Origin of the sequence: Streptomyces sp. 7N604, assembly GCF_052245475.1 — a bacterium.
In the GTDB taxonomy this organism is placed as follows: Bacteria; Actinomycetota; Actinomycetes; order Streptomycetales; family Streptomycetaceae; genus Streptomyces.
The window spans coordinates 198,332-212,175 of sequence record NZ_JBQQBX010000008.1 but is presented as its reverse complement, the minus strand read 5'-3'; the positions used below and the strand labels follow the sequence as shown (position 1 = coordinate 212,175).

Genomic DNA, 13,844 nt, shown 5'->3' with positions numbered 1-13,844 from the left:
TTACGGGGGCGCCGCTTCCCGCGCGGCTCTGTCCATCTGGTTCTCGGCGGCCTAGCATGACGGCCCGTCAGATCAAGTTTCCCTGCACGCCGTGCAGCGCGCGCAGCGGTGGGAGCAGGCCGGGTGGGAGGAGCTTGCCGATGGACGCCGCCTTCACCGCCGAGCAGGACGAGATCCGCCGCACGCTGCGCGAGCTGCTGCTCAAGCGGTGCGGCCCCGACGAGGTCAAGGCCGCGGTGCGCACGCCCGCCGGGTGGGACGAGGGTCTGTGGCGGCAGCTCGGCGAGCAGCTCGGGCTGCCGGGGCTCGCGCTGCCCGCCGAATACGGGGGTGCGGGCTGCGGTCCTGCCGAGCTGGCGCTCGCCTGCGAGGAGGCGGGGCGCGTGCTGCTGCCCTCCCCGCTGCTGGCGACCGCGGTACTCGCCGCGCCGCTCATCGCCGCCCTCGGGACGGAGGAGCAGCGGGACGTGCTGCTGCCGCGCATCGCGGGCGGCGAGCTGACCGCCACGCTCGCCGTGCCCGGCGGCGCCCTGCCCCTCGCCCTCGGCCTGACCGGCGACAACGGCGGCGACAGCGACAGCGGCAACGGCGACAGCGGCGGCGACGGTGGCGACTGGGCGGGCGGCGCGCGCGCCGGGGGTGTCCAGGCGCGGCGCACGCCTGACGGTTGGCGGCTGTACGGGCAGGCCGACCAGGTGCTCGACGGGCACAGCGCCGGGCTGCTGGTGGTAGCCGCCCACACGGGCGGCTACGCGCGCAGCCGCACACAGCTGTTCGTCGTGCGGGACGACATACAGGACGACGACGTGCGGAGCAGGGCCACGGGGCTCACCCGTACGCGGCGGACCGCGCTCGACGAGACGCGGCCACACGCCCGTATCGAACTACGGGAAGTGGAAGGGGAGTTGCTCGGTCCGGAGAAGGGCGCGGACGTGCTGGGTGCGCTGGCCCGGCTGGGCGGCTCGGCGGCCGCTGCCCTCGCGGCGGAAGCGGTGGGAGCGGCGGACGGGGCGTTCGCGCGGACGGTGGAATACGTGAAGGCACGCGAGCAGTTCGGCCGCCCGATCGGCTCCTTCCAGGCGGTCAAACACCGGCTGGCCGACCTCTACGTACAGATCCAGGCGGCGAGGTCGGCGGCGTACTACGCGGCTTGGGCGGCGGCCGAGGCGGCGTCGTGGGACGACTCGGCGGAGGGCGGTCCGGCGGCCGTACCCGATCCGGCCGTCGGCGGGCTGGCCCTCGCCCAGGCGCTGGAGGCGCTACGAGCGGTGGCGGGCGAGGCCGTACAGCTGCACGGCGGCATGGGCTTCACCTGGGAGCACGACGCGCACCTCTACTTCAAGCGGGCCGCCTCGGACGAGCTGCTCTTCGGTCCCGTGCACCGGTTGCGGGCGCGCGCCGCACAGCGGGCGGGACTCTTCGATGCGGCGAAGGCTGCAGCTCGGGGCACGGCCCCGGGCGCCGCCGCAGGCCCGGCCGCGCAGGGAGTGGGGATCTGATGTCCGCCGCAGAGCGGATGGTCCAGAAGGTGTCCTCGACGCGGTTCTTCGCGAAGGTCGCGCCGTACGTGATCCCGGCCATGGACCGGGCCGTGCACCGGCTGACGCGCGGCAAGGTGCTGCCGAGCGCGCAGATGCTGCCGGGCGTGATCCTGACGGTCACGGGCGCGAAGAGCGGGGAGCCGCGGCGCACGCCGCTGGCCTGCATGCCGGAGGACGGCGGGACGTTCGTCCTGGTCGGCAGCAACTTCGGGCGGCCGGGTCACCCGGCCTGGACCGCGAACCTGCTGGCCAACCCCGAGGCGGAGATCAGCTGGAAGGGGCGGGACATTCCGGTGCGGGCGCGGCTGCTCGAGGGGGCGGAGCGCGAGGAGACGTGGGCGGCGGTCCTCGCGTTCTGGCCGCCGTACGCCACGTATCAGAGCCGCGTCGAGCGCCGCATCCGCCTCTTCCGCCTCCACTCGCGCTGACCTGGGGCCGAATGGCCGCCCGCGGGCGATGCCGGCATCGGCATCGGCATCGGCATCGGCGGCGCACTCCGGCGTGCAGGTCGACTCGTCCGGGAGTCCCTGGGGTCCGCCCCAGCGGTTACCGGGCTGTGCGGGCCGGGGTGGAGCCGGGCTGCGGGCCGTAGGCTTCCAGGAAGCGGTCGCGGAAGGTATCCATCCGCCAGACCGGGGCCTTCGGACCGGGCTTCAGGCCGTCCTGCCAGCCCCAGCCGGATATTCGGTCCATCACGGCCGGGTCGTGGGCGACGATCGCGACCGGTACGTCGCGGCTGGCGTGGTCGCCGCTGACCTTCGCGACGGGCTGGTGGTCACCGAGGAAGACGAGCACGGTGTTCTTGTTGCCGTACTTCTCCACGTACGAGATGAGGCTGTTCAGCGAGTACTCGATGGAACGGCCGTACTCGGTGCGCACCTGGTCGGTCTCCTTCCATACGTCTTTGGGGTCCTTGCCCGCCTTCCGGATGGCGTTGTAGACGGAGCCGTCACCGATCTCCTCCCAGCCGAGCGTCTTGGGGAGGGGCGCCCAGGGGTTGTGGCTGGAGGTCAGGATGATCTCCGTCATCAGCGGCTTGCCGCCCGGCTTGCCGTGTTCCAGGCGCTCGAAGGCCGACAGGGTGTACTGGTCGGGCATGGTCGACCAGCTGAACTTCGGGCCCTTGTACCCGAGGTGCCGGGAGTCGTAGACGTGGTCGAGACCGTAGAACTTGGCCTCCGGCCAGCCCGTGGTGACGCCCGGCATGATGCCGACCGTCCGCCAGGCGCCCGTGCGTCGGAAGGCCCCGGTGAGGGTCAGGTGGTTGCCCGCGGTGACCGTGCGGTAGCGCAGCTGGTTGTTGATCCACAGGCCCGACAGGAAGGTGGAGTGACCCAGCCAGCTCATGCCGCCGTACGTAGATGAGGTGAGCCAGCCGCTCCGGGACGAGTACCCGGCCGCGCGCAGCCGTTTGGTCCCGTCGGCGAGCACCGCGTCGACCCCCGGTGCTATCCCCGGGTCCTCGACCGCGCTGCGGCCGTAGCTCTCGATGAAGGTGAAGATGACGTCCTTGCCGCGCAGTCCGGTCAACAGCTGGTCGGGCGGGGTATCGCGGAAGGCGTCGACGGCGGCCTCCTTTTGGAACGCCTGCTCGTCCTCCAGGGCCGCATTCACGCGGTTCACACGGTCCTTGACCAGCGCGGCCGTGCTCCTGGAAGCGACCGGTGCGCCGGCGAGCTGCAGGCCGAGCGCCGCGCAGGTGACCCAGACGGTCCCGAGTATCAGGGTCGTACGGGTCGCCGTGGCGCTGTGCCGGGTCATGAGGTTGCTGAGCCTGACGACCGCCAGCGTCGTGAGGACGAGCAGGGCGAGGACGAGGACCACGATCCCGATCTCGACCCCGATCGCGCCCGCCCGGCCGATCGCGTCCCTGAGGAACGACTCGCCGTCGTCGAGCAGGACCCAGTCGAGCACCAGGTTGAACCCCCGGCCGAAAGCCTCGTTGAAGCCGATGTCGAGGAAGTTCAGGATGGTCAGCAGGCCCAGGCCCAACCCGGCGAGCACCGCCACCGCCCGCCTCGCCTTCGGCGGCAGGACGAGCAGCACGGCGGCCCCGAAGATCGCCTCGCCCGGGATGCGCACGAATGCGCTGGGCCTGACGCGGGTGAGCTCGTTCGGCAGGAGAAGGGCGAAGAGCACAAGGCCGGCGGCCAGGGCAGTGGTTCCCCAGGCCACGGCCCGCGCCGCGGCCGGATGCTTGTCCCGCCAGCCGCCACGTGCGACGGCCTCGCCCGGGTCGTCACCTGCGGCGCCACCTGCGGTGGCTTCTTCACGGATGCCGGTGCCGTCAGCGGCGGTGTCCTGGGTGGCGGTGTCCTGGCCGGGGGTGTCCTGACTCGCGGCAGTGTCGTCCGGCGTGGGTTCCGGGGGGCCCTCAGGCGTCAGGTCCTCCTCCGTGGATGCCCTGTCCGTATTCGGCAGCTGACGAGAGCTCGACAACCCCAAGATCCTTCCGTGCGAAGCCCGGTGGTGGCACGGCGGACCGGGATCGGGAGGTCGGGGGCCCGCCATCACCCGTACGGCTTGCCCGCGGCTTCCGTTCAATCACCAGCGCCGCCCGCGCCGGAAGCGTACGCCGGTGGGGGTGACTCAACCCGCGCGGGTGGAAAGGCGAGGTGGTGGGTGGTCGACAACTCATCTATCGCGGGGGCGTGTTCGTATGTCGGGGTGCGGGCCGCGGGCGCGCACCGGGTCGAGCCGCCGGGGCGGATCTCGCGCGTCGGATCAGGCGGTGCGCCGCAGATGGGGCTACGAGAGGGGCGGGCGCTTGGCGCTCGGCTTGGTCTGACCTGGCCGCGCGGTGCTCGCACTGTGGCCGCCGGATCTTGCCGGTGTGCCCGCCGGTCTCTCGCGCCGGGGGAAGAGAGCCGCCACAGGCTGACAGGACTTGGGCGGACGGCGGGCGCGTAGGGGGCACGAGACATGGACGGGACCAGAAGCCGGAGACGGCGAACGGGGAGGCCGCGAAACGGGGGCCGCGGAAACGGGGACCGCGAAAGCCGCGAAAGCGGGGGCCGCGAGAACCGGGGGCCGGGAACCGAAGGCCCCGGGGCCGGGAGTCCCGGCTGAGAGGAACCGGGGGCCGAGTAAGGGGCGGGTACCAGGGGCCGGGGGACCCGGAGGTCCAGGGGGAGCCCCGGCACCTTCGAAGTCAGTGCGGAGCGCTTACTTCGCCGGCTTCTTGCCCGTAATCCCCAAATGCACCAGCAGCGCCAAGTTCGGCTTCAGCTCGGCCTGTTTGACGCCCCAGCTCTGGAACCCCTTCTGGTGCGCAGCCACCGCAGCGAGCATCGCGACCAGCGAACCGGCCACCGCCGCCGGGCTCACGTCCTTGTCGACCTTCCCCTTGGACTGCAGCTCCTTGATCGAGTCCGTCAGGGAGTTGGTGACGGCGTTGAGGATCTTCATCCGGATCTTGTAGAAGCGTTTGTCCCCCTCCGCCGCCCCGAGGTCGACGACCCGCAGGATCGCGTCGTTCCGGCGCCAGAAGGAGAGGAAGCCGTCGACGAGTTCCTCGGCGGTCTGCCAGCCCGACTTGCCGACCCAGGAGCGGCCGGCGACCAATTCGGTGAGGCTCTGGCCCTCCTTGGCCATCTCCTCCGCGATCTCGAGGACGGCGCCCTCGACATCCGGGAAGTACTGGTAAAAGGTCGCGGGGGAAGTCCCCGCCTTGCGGGCGACGTCGATGACCTTGACGTCGCGGTACGGCGAGGAGCTGAGCATCTCGCCGAGGCAGTCGAGCAGCTTCTGCCGCGTCGCCTGCCCGCGGCGCCCCGCCACCCGGCCGTCCACGGTGCGAACTTGTCCTGTCATGCCGTCAGCTTACCGAGGGGTGATCGGAGCGCGATTCGGCCGCCTGCAAATGGGGAGGGTGCTCGGCGCCACCGTGAAGCGCCAGCTCAGTGCCGTGATCCGCAAGGCGCCCGCCGCCCGTTTGGTCCATACGAATGAATCCTGTTATCAACAGGCTGTGGACAACTTTCGTGGACGACGGGCGGGGCTTCAAATCACCGGATAGCGTGCTGAAACAAGACATCTTCCGAAGAATTTCGTGCGGGAGGAAGCACGCGATGGCCGCATATCCCGAGGGCGCCCCCTGCTGGGTGGACGCCATGGTCCCCGACCTGGAGGCGGGCAAGCGCTTCTACGGCGAACTCTTCGGCTGGACCTTCCAGGAGGGTGAGGCCGAGTACGGCTACTACACGCAGGCCTTCCACGAAGGAAAGAACGTCGCCGCGCTCGCCCCGGCCCCCGAGGGCCAGAACGGCATGCCTCCCGCCTGGAGCCTCTACTTCGCGTCCGACGACATCGCCCGCACCGCCGAGAAGATCCGCGCCAACGGCGGCGTCACGATGATGGGCCCGATGCAGGTCGGCGAGTACGGCAGCATGCTCATGGCCAAGGACCCGGGCGGCGCGATCTTCGGCGTCTGGCAGCCCGGCACCCACAAGGGCTTCGAGAAGAGATACGAGCCGGGATCGTTCGGCTGGGCGGAGATCGTCGTCCGGGAAACGGCGGGCGTGGACGCGTTCTACCCGGCCGTCTTCCCGTACGAGGTGGTGCCGCACGGGGACGAGACTTTCGACTTCAACGTCTGGAAGCTGGAAGGGAAACCGGTGGCCGGGCGCTTCAAACTGCCCGAGGGCACCCCGCCCGACGTCGGGCCGCACGCGATGGTCTACTTCGTCGTCGGCGACTGCGACGACGCCGTGGGCACCATCCGGAAGCTCGGCGGCCAGGTCCGCATGGGCCCGCAGGACAGCCCGTACGGGCGCTTTGCCATCGTCACCGACCAGCAGGGCGCGAGCTTCTCGGTGATCGACCCGCAGACGAAGGTGGGCGAGCCGAAGGCCTGACCAAAACGTCCAGTCGCAGTGTCGGAGGTGCCGTAGGCGCCGAAGGTGCCAAGGTCTAGAAGGTCGAGGAGGACCGCTGTCATGGCCGTGTTCGAAGACGGCGTGCCCTGCTGGGTGGACGCGATGCTGCCGGACCTGGAGGCGGGCAAGCGCTTCTACGGCGAGCTGTTCGGCTGGACGTTCCAGGAGGGCGAGAAGAAGTACGGCTCCTACACGCAGGCCTTCCACGACAGCCGCAACGTGGCCGCGCTCGCACCCAAGCCGGACGGGCGCATGCCCACTGTGTGGAACCTCTACTTCGCGGCCCGCGACATCGCGGCGACCGCCGTGAAGATCCGGGACGCCGGCGGCCAGATCATCACCGACCCCACGCCGATCGGCGACTTCGGCACGATGGCCATGGGCGTCGACCCGGGCGGCGCGGTCTTCGGGCTGTGGCAGGCGGGCTCGCACACCGGCTTCGAGAAGCAGGGCCTGCCCGTCTCGTACGCCTGGACCGATCTCTTCGCGCGGGAGCCGGAGCGCGCCGACCCGTTCTACGAGGCCGTGTTCGGCTACACCACGCGGAGGCTGGACACGGCCAACGGCACGGAGTTCGCAGTCTGGTCGCCGCCGGGCAGGCCGCCGGGTCTCGAGGGCGCGGTCGTCGGCCGCGCCGTGATCAGCGCCGGTCTCCCCGCCGAGATGCCCGCGCACTTCCTCGTTTACTTCGCGGTCGCCGACTGCGATGAGACGGTGAACACCACGACGCGGCTCGGCGGACGTGTCATCCTCGACCCGGAGGACACCCCGTACGGACGTTTTGCGGTGCTGGTCGACAATCAGGGGGCGAATTTCGCGGCCATCGACCTTTCCCGCGCAGTCCGATAACCGGAGCTGACCGGCCGGTAACCACCACCCGCTCACGTATATGCGTCATATGTCCGGGGAGACACCCCGATTCGCCCCCGGGTTCGCAACCACCGCCTTCGCCAGGAAGAATCAGGATGCGTACCCCGGGACGGTTCACGGTGAGACGCTGCACGGGGCTGAAATCATTCAAGCCCCTACGGGGAGGTGGCAGGCAAAGTGGTGGAGCAGCTGACGCAGCACGACCCGAGGCGGATCGGGCCGTTCGAGGTGCTCGGCCGACTCGGTGCCGGCGGCATGGGGCTGGTCTATCTCGCCCGCTCGGCGTCCGGCCGGCGCGTCGCGATCAAGACGGTCCGGACCGAACTCGCCGAGGACCAGCTGTTCCGGGTCCGCTTCACGCGCGAGGTGGAGGCCGCCCGCGCGGTCAGCGGCTTCTACACCGCAGCCGTCGTGGACGCCGATCCGCGGGCCGCGGTGCCGTGGCTCGCGACCGCGTACGTCCCGGCGCCCTCCCTCGAGGAAATAGTCAATGAGTGCGGTCCGCTGCCCGCGCAGGCGGTGCGCTGGCTTGCGGCCGGCGTGGCCGAGGCGCTGCAGTCCATCCACGGAGCCGGTCTCGTCCACCGCGACTTGAAGCCTTCCAATGTGCTCGTCGTCGAGGACGGACCGCGGGTCATCGACTTCGGCATTGCGAGCGGCGTTTCCAACACGCGGTTGACGATGACGAATGTGGCCGTCGGCACGCCCGCGTACATGTCGCCGGAGCAGGCGCGGGATTCGCGCAGCGTGACCGGCGCGAGCGACATCTTCTCGCTCGGCTCGACGCTGGTGTTCGCGGCGACCGGGCACGCGCCCTTTCACGGGGCGAACCCCGTCGAGACGGTCTTCATGCTGCTGCGGGAGGGCCCCGACCTGGAGGGGCTGCCGGAGGAGCTGCGGCCGCTCATCGAGTCCTGTATGCAGATGGCCGCGGAGAACCGGCCGAGCCCGGCGGATCTGCAGTCGCAGCTCGCGCCGCATCTCTTCTCCTCCGGAGGGGACGACAGCGGGACGGCTTCGGCGTGGCTGCCGGGGCGGGCGGTCTCGATGATCGAGCAGCGGCGGGGCGGGCGGTCGTCGTCGGGCGCGGCGGGTGCGGGCGCGGGCGCGGGCCGCGGCGCGAGCGGCGGCAAGGGCCGCGCTCCGGCGTCGCCCCCGCCGCCGTACGCGCCGGCCCCTGAGCCGGGCCAGGGCCAGGACGGCGGGCCGGGCGTGGGCGGTCGGCGGGGAGATGCCCGTGACGGGCGGGTTCAGGTCGCCGATTCCGGCCGGGGCGGCCTTGACGGCCGGGATGAGGCTTGGCGTGGTGAGGGCGGAGGCGCCGGAGGTCCGGCGGCGCGTATCGGTGATGGCGCCGACTGGGACGGCGCGTGGCAGGGCGACGGCGCGGGGGCGGGAGACCCGCGCGGGGCTGCCCGGCATGGTGATGGGTCGCGACGGGATGGCGGCCGGCCTGGTGAGGCCGGCGGTCCGGGCGCGGATGGCCCGGGAGGCGCCCGAGCGCAGGGGGTGGGAGCCCGGCACGCTGCCGGACCCGGACCCGGACCCGGACCCGGACGCGGACGCGGGCCCGAACCGGACGGTGGCGCCGTCACCGGAGCCGGGGATCCGCGTGGTGGGTCCGCGGCCGCACTGCACGGCCAGGGGCCCGGGCCCCTGGCCTCCGGACCCGCGATCGGCCCCGGCCCGACCGCCGTACGGGCCGGCCCGGGCCCCGCGGTTCCGGACCGGCCCCCTGCGGCCGCCGCGGGCTGGGCGGACGGCGGCGGTGCGCACGCCGCGCCCGTCGTGCCCGCCGCCCCCGACGGTGCCGTACGGCTGCCCGGCTCGCAGGTGTCGATAGGGCCGGGACCGCGGGCCGCGGAGGGCCGTGACCCGCAGGCCCGGCCCGCCGACGACGCCGGGGCCACCGGCTGGATCCGGCCCCCGGCCGGCGCGGCGGCCGCGGCCGTGCCCGGCCCTTCCCCCGCGGCCGACGGCCACCCCGCGCCGCCCGTGCCCCTTTCCGCTCCCGCTCCCGCGCCCGTACCTGCCCCCGCGGAGCCGCCCGGCGCGCAGGGTGCGCAAAGCGCTCCCGGGCGCTGGCGGCCGTGGCGGTTCCGGATGTCCAACGACGTCTGGGGCACCCCGGCCGTCGCCGGCGACCTGCTCTACGTCACCTCCTTCGAGGTGCACGCGCTCGATGTGGCCACCGGGCGGCGGCAGTTCAAGACCCGCGACGTGGCGTGGGCGATGGCGGTCGCGGACGGCCGTATCCACGCCTCCGACGGGCCGACGCTGTACGCGCTGGACGCCCTCGACGGCTCCGAGCGGTGGCGGCTGAACACCGACGGCTGGGTGTACTCGCTGAAGGTCGACCGCGGCACGGTCGTCACCGGCACGCGCGGCGGCGGCGTCCAGGCGTGGGAGGCCGCCAACGGCGAGCAGCTGTGGGAACTCTCCGGCGTCCAGGCCGACTTCGAGACCCCGGAGTCCGGTCCCGCGGTGCACGACGGCACGGTGTACGTCTGGTCGGACGGGCGGATGCGCGCGCTCGAGGCCCGTACGGGGGTGGAGCGCTGGTCCTATCCGGTCGGCGACGCGGCCTCCTGCGGCGGCGTACCGGTGCGGCTGCTGCACGCGCCGGACGGGGTCGTGTACGTGGCCGCGGGGACGCGGGTGCTGGCCATCGACGTGGCGCGGGGCGAGGTGCGGTGGCGCTTCGAGGCGCCGGCGGTCTTCCTGAGCGCCCCGGCGTACGCGCCGGGGCCGGCTGTGACGGGCGGCGGCGTATACATCGCCGACTACCTCGGCACGGTGTACGCCTTGGACCCGGCGGATGGCCGCGACCGCTGGCGGATCGCGACCGAGGCCCGGCAGTCGACCGAGCCGGTCCTGGTCGCGGCGGGCTCCGTGCACGTGGGCAGCGGCAGCGCGCTCTACACGCTGGACGCGGTCACGGGCACGCCGAAGTGGCGCTTCGCGGCGCAGGGCGAGGTCATCGGCGCGCCGGTCGTCGCCGACGGACGGGTTCACTTCGGCTCGGCCGACCACTGCCTCTACACGCTGGACGCGGGGGGCGGGCAGCTGCGGTGGAAGCTGGCGACGGGTGGGGAGATCACCGGGACGCCGGTGGTGTCGGGCGGCGTTGTCTACGCGTGCAGCAAGGATCGTTGCGTGTACGCGCTGGACGCGCTGAAGGGTACGGGCCTCTCCCGCCAATCGGCCTCCGGCCGGGCTTGAGGGTGTGGGCAGTCGTTCCCACAAGCTGTGGGCAGTCGTTCCGCTGGGGCGATGGGGGTGCCCCCATGCCGTTCAGGCTATGGGGGAGGGTGGGCACAGCGACCCGCACTCGGCAACGGTGCGCCACCCCGCGCCTGGGGTTGCCGTCTCGTACGCGGCTGCACGCCGGTGGCCGGGGTGTGCCCACCCGTACCGCCCCTCGGGCGGTCCGAGTGCCCACAACCCGGTCAGGACGTGTGGCGGTGGCCTGGGCTCCAGGGCTCGTCCGGGGGTGGCGCCGGAGGGAGGCCGTGCGTCGGGTCGGCCTCCGTCGTCGCCGGGCCGTACGGCTCCCCCTCCGGGACCTCCGGCCGGCCCCGCCCGCGCCGCGCCCGCCGCCCGCGCGGCCGCCGCCCCCGCATGACCAGCGCGCCCAGCAGCATCAGCACGCCGCCGCCCAGCGCCACCCCGCTCCCCATCCCCAGCCCGCTGTCGCCCCCGGCGGTCAGGCTCCCCAGCGCCAGCCCCTGCTGCACCATCCACAGGATCGCGAAGGCGAGCACCACGAGGCCCGCGCCCGCCACGACCAGCCGCGACCGCAGCAGCACGCCGAGCACGGCCAGAACAGCGCCGATCAGCATGGGCAGGAAGAGCGAGCCCATGAGCCCGGTCGGCGTCTGCGCGGTGATCCCGGTGAACAGGTCGCCGATGCGGATGTCACGCCCCTCACGGCCGTCGTACCAGATACGGAAGGGGCTCCAGGCGGCGGCCGCCGCTCCGAGGAGGGCGATCGCGGAGCCAATGAGATTTCGGGCCATACGCGCGGACCACCTCGTTCGGGGATCCCTCCTGCCGAAGGCAAAGGCAGGGGGAAGCGTCCACTGTCGACGCTACGCCCGGTGCCGGGCGCCCGCCACGCAGCCGCCCGGCCCCCCGAGGGCCCGCCTCACCGGGTCCGGAACTCGTGGCCGCGCGCGGCGAAGAGCCCGGCCTGCCGCTCCGGCGGCAGGTTACCGAGCGCGATGAGGTGCGGCGCGCCCGCGAGCGCCTGCGTGCGCGCCGCCTCACGGGCCGACCACACGGCCCGTACGGTCCCCTGCACCGCCTCGGTCGGGTACGACGCGACGACCGAGGCCACCCGCAGGGCCGCCTCCAGAAGCCCGTCCGGCGGGACGACCTCCGAGACCAGCCCGATCTCGCACGCGCGGGTCGCCGAGAGCCGCTCGGCCGTGCCCATCAGCGACATCCGCGCGACCTCGCCGAACGGCATCCGCTGCGCCATGCCGATGGCCTCGTACGCGCTGACCATCCCGTACGTCGTATGCGGGTCGAAGAAGGTCGCGGTCTCGGACGCGATGAGGAACTCGCTCTCGCCGAGCAGGTAGAAGGCGCCGCCGCACGCCATGCCGTTGACCGCCGCGACGACCGGCTTCCACAGGTCGCATGCCTTCGGGCCGACGGTCAGGAGCGGGTCGTCGATCGCGTACGGGCTGCTGGGCTGCGGGACGTCGGCCGACCGGTCGAGGCCGGTGCAGAAGGCGCGGTCGCCGGCCCCGGTGAGGACCACGGCCCGTACGTCGTCCGTCATCCGGAACTCCCGCCACGCGCACCGCAGTTCCGCGGCCGTCTCCAGGTCGATCGCGTTGTGGCGCTCCGGCCGGTCGAGCGTGACCAGCGCGACGCCGTCCTCGCTCTCGACTCGTACGGTCATGGCCGCTCCAGCAGCCAGCGCGGCACGGTCACGCCGTCCGCGTGCCCGGCGAAGACGGCCTTCACGGGGGCGCCGATCCGGATCCGTGACGGGTCGACGGAGCCGATGGGCGCATCCGGGGCCGCCACCAGGTTTCCGGCCAGCCGGATCGCGGGGTCCTCGGCCAGCTCGACGAGGATCACGTCGTACGGGGCGCGGGCGGCGTAGGCGGGCAGCAGCGGCGGGTGCGGGATGACGTACGACCAGATCCGGCCGCGCCCGCTCATCCTCCGCCACTCGCTGTCGAAGGACCGGCAGTGCGGGCAGCAGGGGCGGGGCGGGAAGCGCAGCCTGCCGCAGGGGGCGCACGCCTGTACGCGCAGCTCGCCCCGCGCCGCGTACTCCCAGAAGGGCGCGCCGTCCTCGTCGGCCACTGGCGTCAGCAGCCGGGCTTCCGTAGCGTCTCGCATCTCAACTCCTCAGCAGCAGCGCGGAGGTGGGGACTCCCTCGCCCGCGGTGACCAGGCAGGTCGTTGCGTCCGGGACCTGGGCGGTGGAGGTGCCGCGCAGCTGCTTCACGCCCTCGTTGATCAGGTTGAAGCCGTGCACATAGCCTTCCGAGAGCCCGCCGCCGCCGGTGTTCAGCGGCAGCCGCCCACCGATCTCGAGCGCCCCGCCCTCGGTGAAGGCCGCACCCTCGCCGCGCCCGCAGAAGCCGTAGCCCTCCAGCGAAAGCGGGATGAGCGGGGTGAACGCGTCGTAGATCTGGGCCACGTCGACGTCCTCCGGGCCGAAGTCGGCCGTCTTCCAGAGGTGGCGGGCCGCGGTCCAGGCGGGCCCGGTCAGCGGGTCCTCGCACCAGTAGTTGACCATTCCGTGGGCTTGCGCGGGCAGCCCCTGCGCGGCGGAGTGGACGTGGACGGGGCGGTGGCGGCAGTCGCGGGCGCGCTCGGCGGAGACGACGACGCAGGCCAGGGCCCCGTCCGTCTCCAGGCAGTTGTCGAAGAGGCACAGCGGCTCGCTGATCCAGCGCGCGGTCATGTACATCTCGCGGGTCAGCGGGCGCTCGTACATCATCGCGGCGGGGTTCTGGTTCGCCCGGTTCCGGCATGCCAGCGCGACGTTGAAGAAGTGGTCGCGGGTCGCCCCGTACTCGTGCATGTACCGGCGCGCCAGCATGCCGATCTCGTCGGCGGGGCGGAGCAGCCCGTACGGCCGGGTCCACTGGGCGGGTGTGGGCAGTTGGACCGCGGTGTTGGTCCACGGGCGGGGCCCGCTGCCGCGCTTGCGCGAGCGCCAGGCGACCCCGACGCTCGCCTGCCCGGTCGCGATGGCCGCGGCGAGGTGCCCCACGGTCGCGCAGGAGCCGCCGCCCCCGTAGCCGACCTTGGAGAAGAACGTGACGTCTCCGGCGCCCACGGCTTTGGCGACCTCGACCTCGTCGGTCTCCTCCATGGTGTACGAGGTGAAGGCGTCGACCTCGTGCGGGGCGATGCCGGCGTCGTCGAGGGCGGCCAGGATGGCGCGGCAGGCCAGGGTCTTCTCGGATTCGGGGAGCCGCTTGGCGAACGGGGTCTGGCCGATACCGGCTATCGCGGTCGCGTCCTTGAGCGTCGCCGCCATCGCCACCTCCGTGGTCGGCCGTCACTGCTGACAGCCGGGAAG

Annotated in this window: 11 protein-coding genes; 5 read left to right on the top strand and 6 right to left on the bottom strand. The window is 72.7% G+C overall.

Going from position 1 to position 13,844, the window contains the following annotated elements:
• Positions 1 to 140 precede the first annotated feature (140 nt).
• Complete coding sequence (locus tag ACTWP8_RS11550) at positions 141 to 1,499, top strand: acyl-CoA dehydrogenase family protein (RefSeq protein WP_443322036.1); 1,359 nt, start codon at positions 141 to 143, stop codon at positions 1,497 to 1,499.
• A complete protein-coding gene (locus ACTWP8_RS11545; RefSeq protein ID WP_443322035.1) occupies positions 1,499 to 1,969 on the top strand; it encodes a nitroreductase family deazaflavin-dependent oxidoreductase in 471 nt (156 codons plus the stop codon). The genes ACTWP8_RS11550 and ACTWP8_RS11545 overlap by 1 nt, the downstream gene beginning before the upstream one ends.
• A gap of 118 nt (positions 1,970 to 2,087) precedes the next feature.
• Here ACTWP8_RS11545 and ACTWP8_RS11540 read toward each other — a convergent pair whose 3' ends face one another.
• Positions 2,088 to 3,986: a sulfatase gene (locus ACTWP8_RS11540; protein ID WP_443322034.1), complete on the bottom strand. Its 1,899-nt coding sequence runs from the start codon at positions 3,984 to 3,986 to the stop codon at positions 2,088 to 2,090.
• A 720-nt stretch (positions 3,987 to 4,706) separates the two neighbouring features.
• Entirely contained in the window at positions 4,707 to 5,354 is a 648-nt protein-coding gene (locus ACTWP8_RS11535) for a TetR family transcriptional regulator (protein ID WP_443322033.1), read from the bottom strand.
• Between the two features lie 257 nt (positions 5,355 to 5,611).
• Here ACTWP8_RS11535 and ACTWP8_RS11530 point away from each other — a divergent pair, with 257 nt between their 5' ends.
• The 3 genes from ACTWP8_RS11530 (at position 5,612) to ACTWP8_RS11520 (ending at position 10,510) form a co-directional block, all read left to right on the top strand.
• Entirely contained in the window at positions 5,612 to 6,397 is a 786-nt protein-coding gene (locus ACTWP8_RS11530) for a VOC family protein (protein ID WP_443322032.1), read from the top strand.
• A gap of 81 nt (positions 6,398 to 6,478) precedes the next feature.
• A complete protein-coding gene (locus tag ACTWP8_RS11525; protein ID WP_443322031.1) occupies positions 6,479 to 7,267 on the top strand; it encodes a VOC family protein in 789 nt (262 codons plus the stop codon).
• A 198-nt stretch (positions 7,268 to 7,465) separates the two neighbouring features.
• Positions 7,466 to 10,510 (top strand): outer membrane protein assembly factor BamB family protein, encoded by a 3,045-nt coding sequence (locus tag ACTWP8_RS11520; protein WP_443322069.1) that lies wholly within the window; start codon positions 7,466 to 7,468, stop codon positions 10,508 to 10,510.
• A gap of 227 nt (positions 10,511 to 10,737) precedes the next feature.
• Here the strand turns inward: ACTWP8_RS11520 and ACTWP8_RS11515 are convergent, their stop codons facing one another.
• The 4 genes from ACTWP8_RS11515 to ACTWP8_RS11500 form a co-directional block, all read right to left on the bottom strand.
• Positions 10,738 to 11,307, bottom strand: a complete 570-nt coding sequence (locus ACTWP8_RS11515; RefSeq protein WP_443322030.1) for a hypothetical protein — start codon at positions 11,305 to 11,307, stop codon at positions 10,738 to 10,740.
• 128 nt (positions 11,308 to 11,435) lie between these two features.
• Positions 11,436 to 12,200 (bottom strand): enoyl-CoA hydratase/isomerase family protein, encoded by a 765-nt coding sequence (locus tag ACTWP8_RS11510; protein WP_443322029.1) that lies wholly within the window; start codon positions 12,198 to 12,200, stop codon positions 11,436 to 11,438.
• The gene (locus ACTWP8_RS11505; RefSeq protein ID WP_443322028.1) at positions 12,197 to 12,649 is read right to left on the bottom strand and encodes a Zn-ribbon domain-containing OB-fold protein; all 453 of its coding nucleotides are present in this window, start codon (positions 12,647 to 12,649) and stop codon (positions 12,197 to 12,199) included. Before ACTWP8_RS11505 ends, ACTWP8_RS11510 begins: the two co-directional genes overlap by 4 nt.
• Before the next feature lies 1 nt (position 12,650).
• Entirely contained in the window at positions 12,651 to 13,802 is a 1,152-nt protein-coding gene (locus tag ACTWP8_RS11500; protein ID WP_443322027.1) for a lipid-transfer protein, read from the bottom strand.
• Between the last annotated feature and the right edge of the window lie 42 nt (positions 13,803 to 13,844).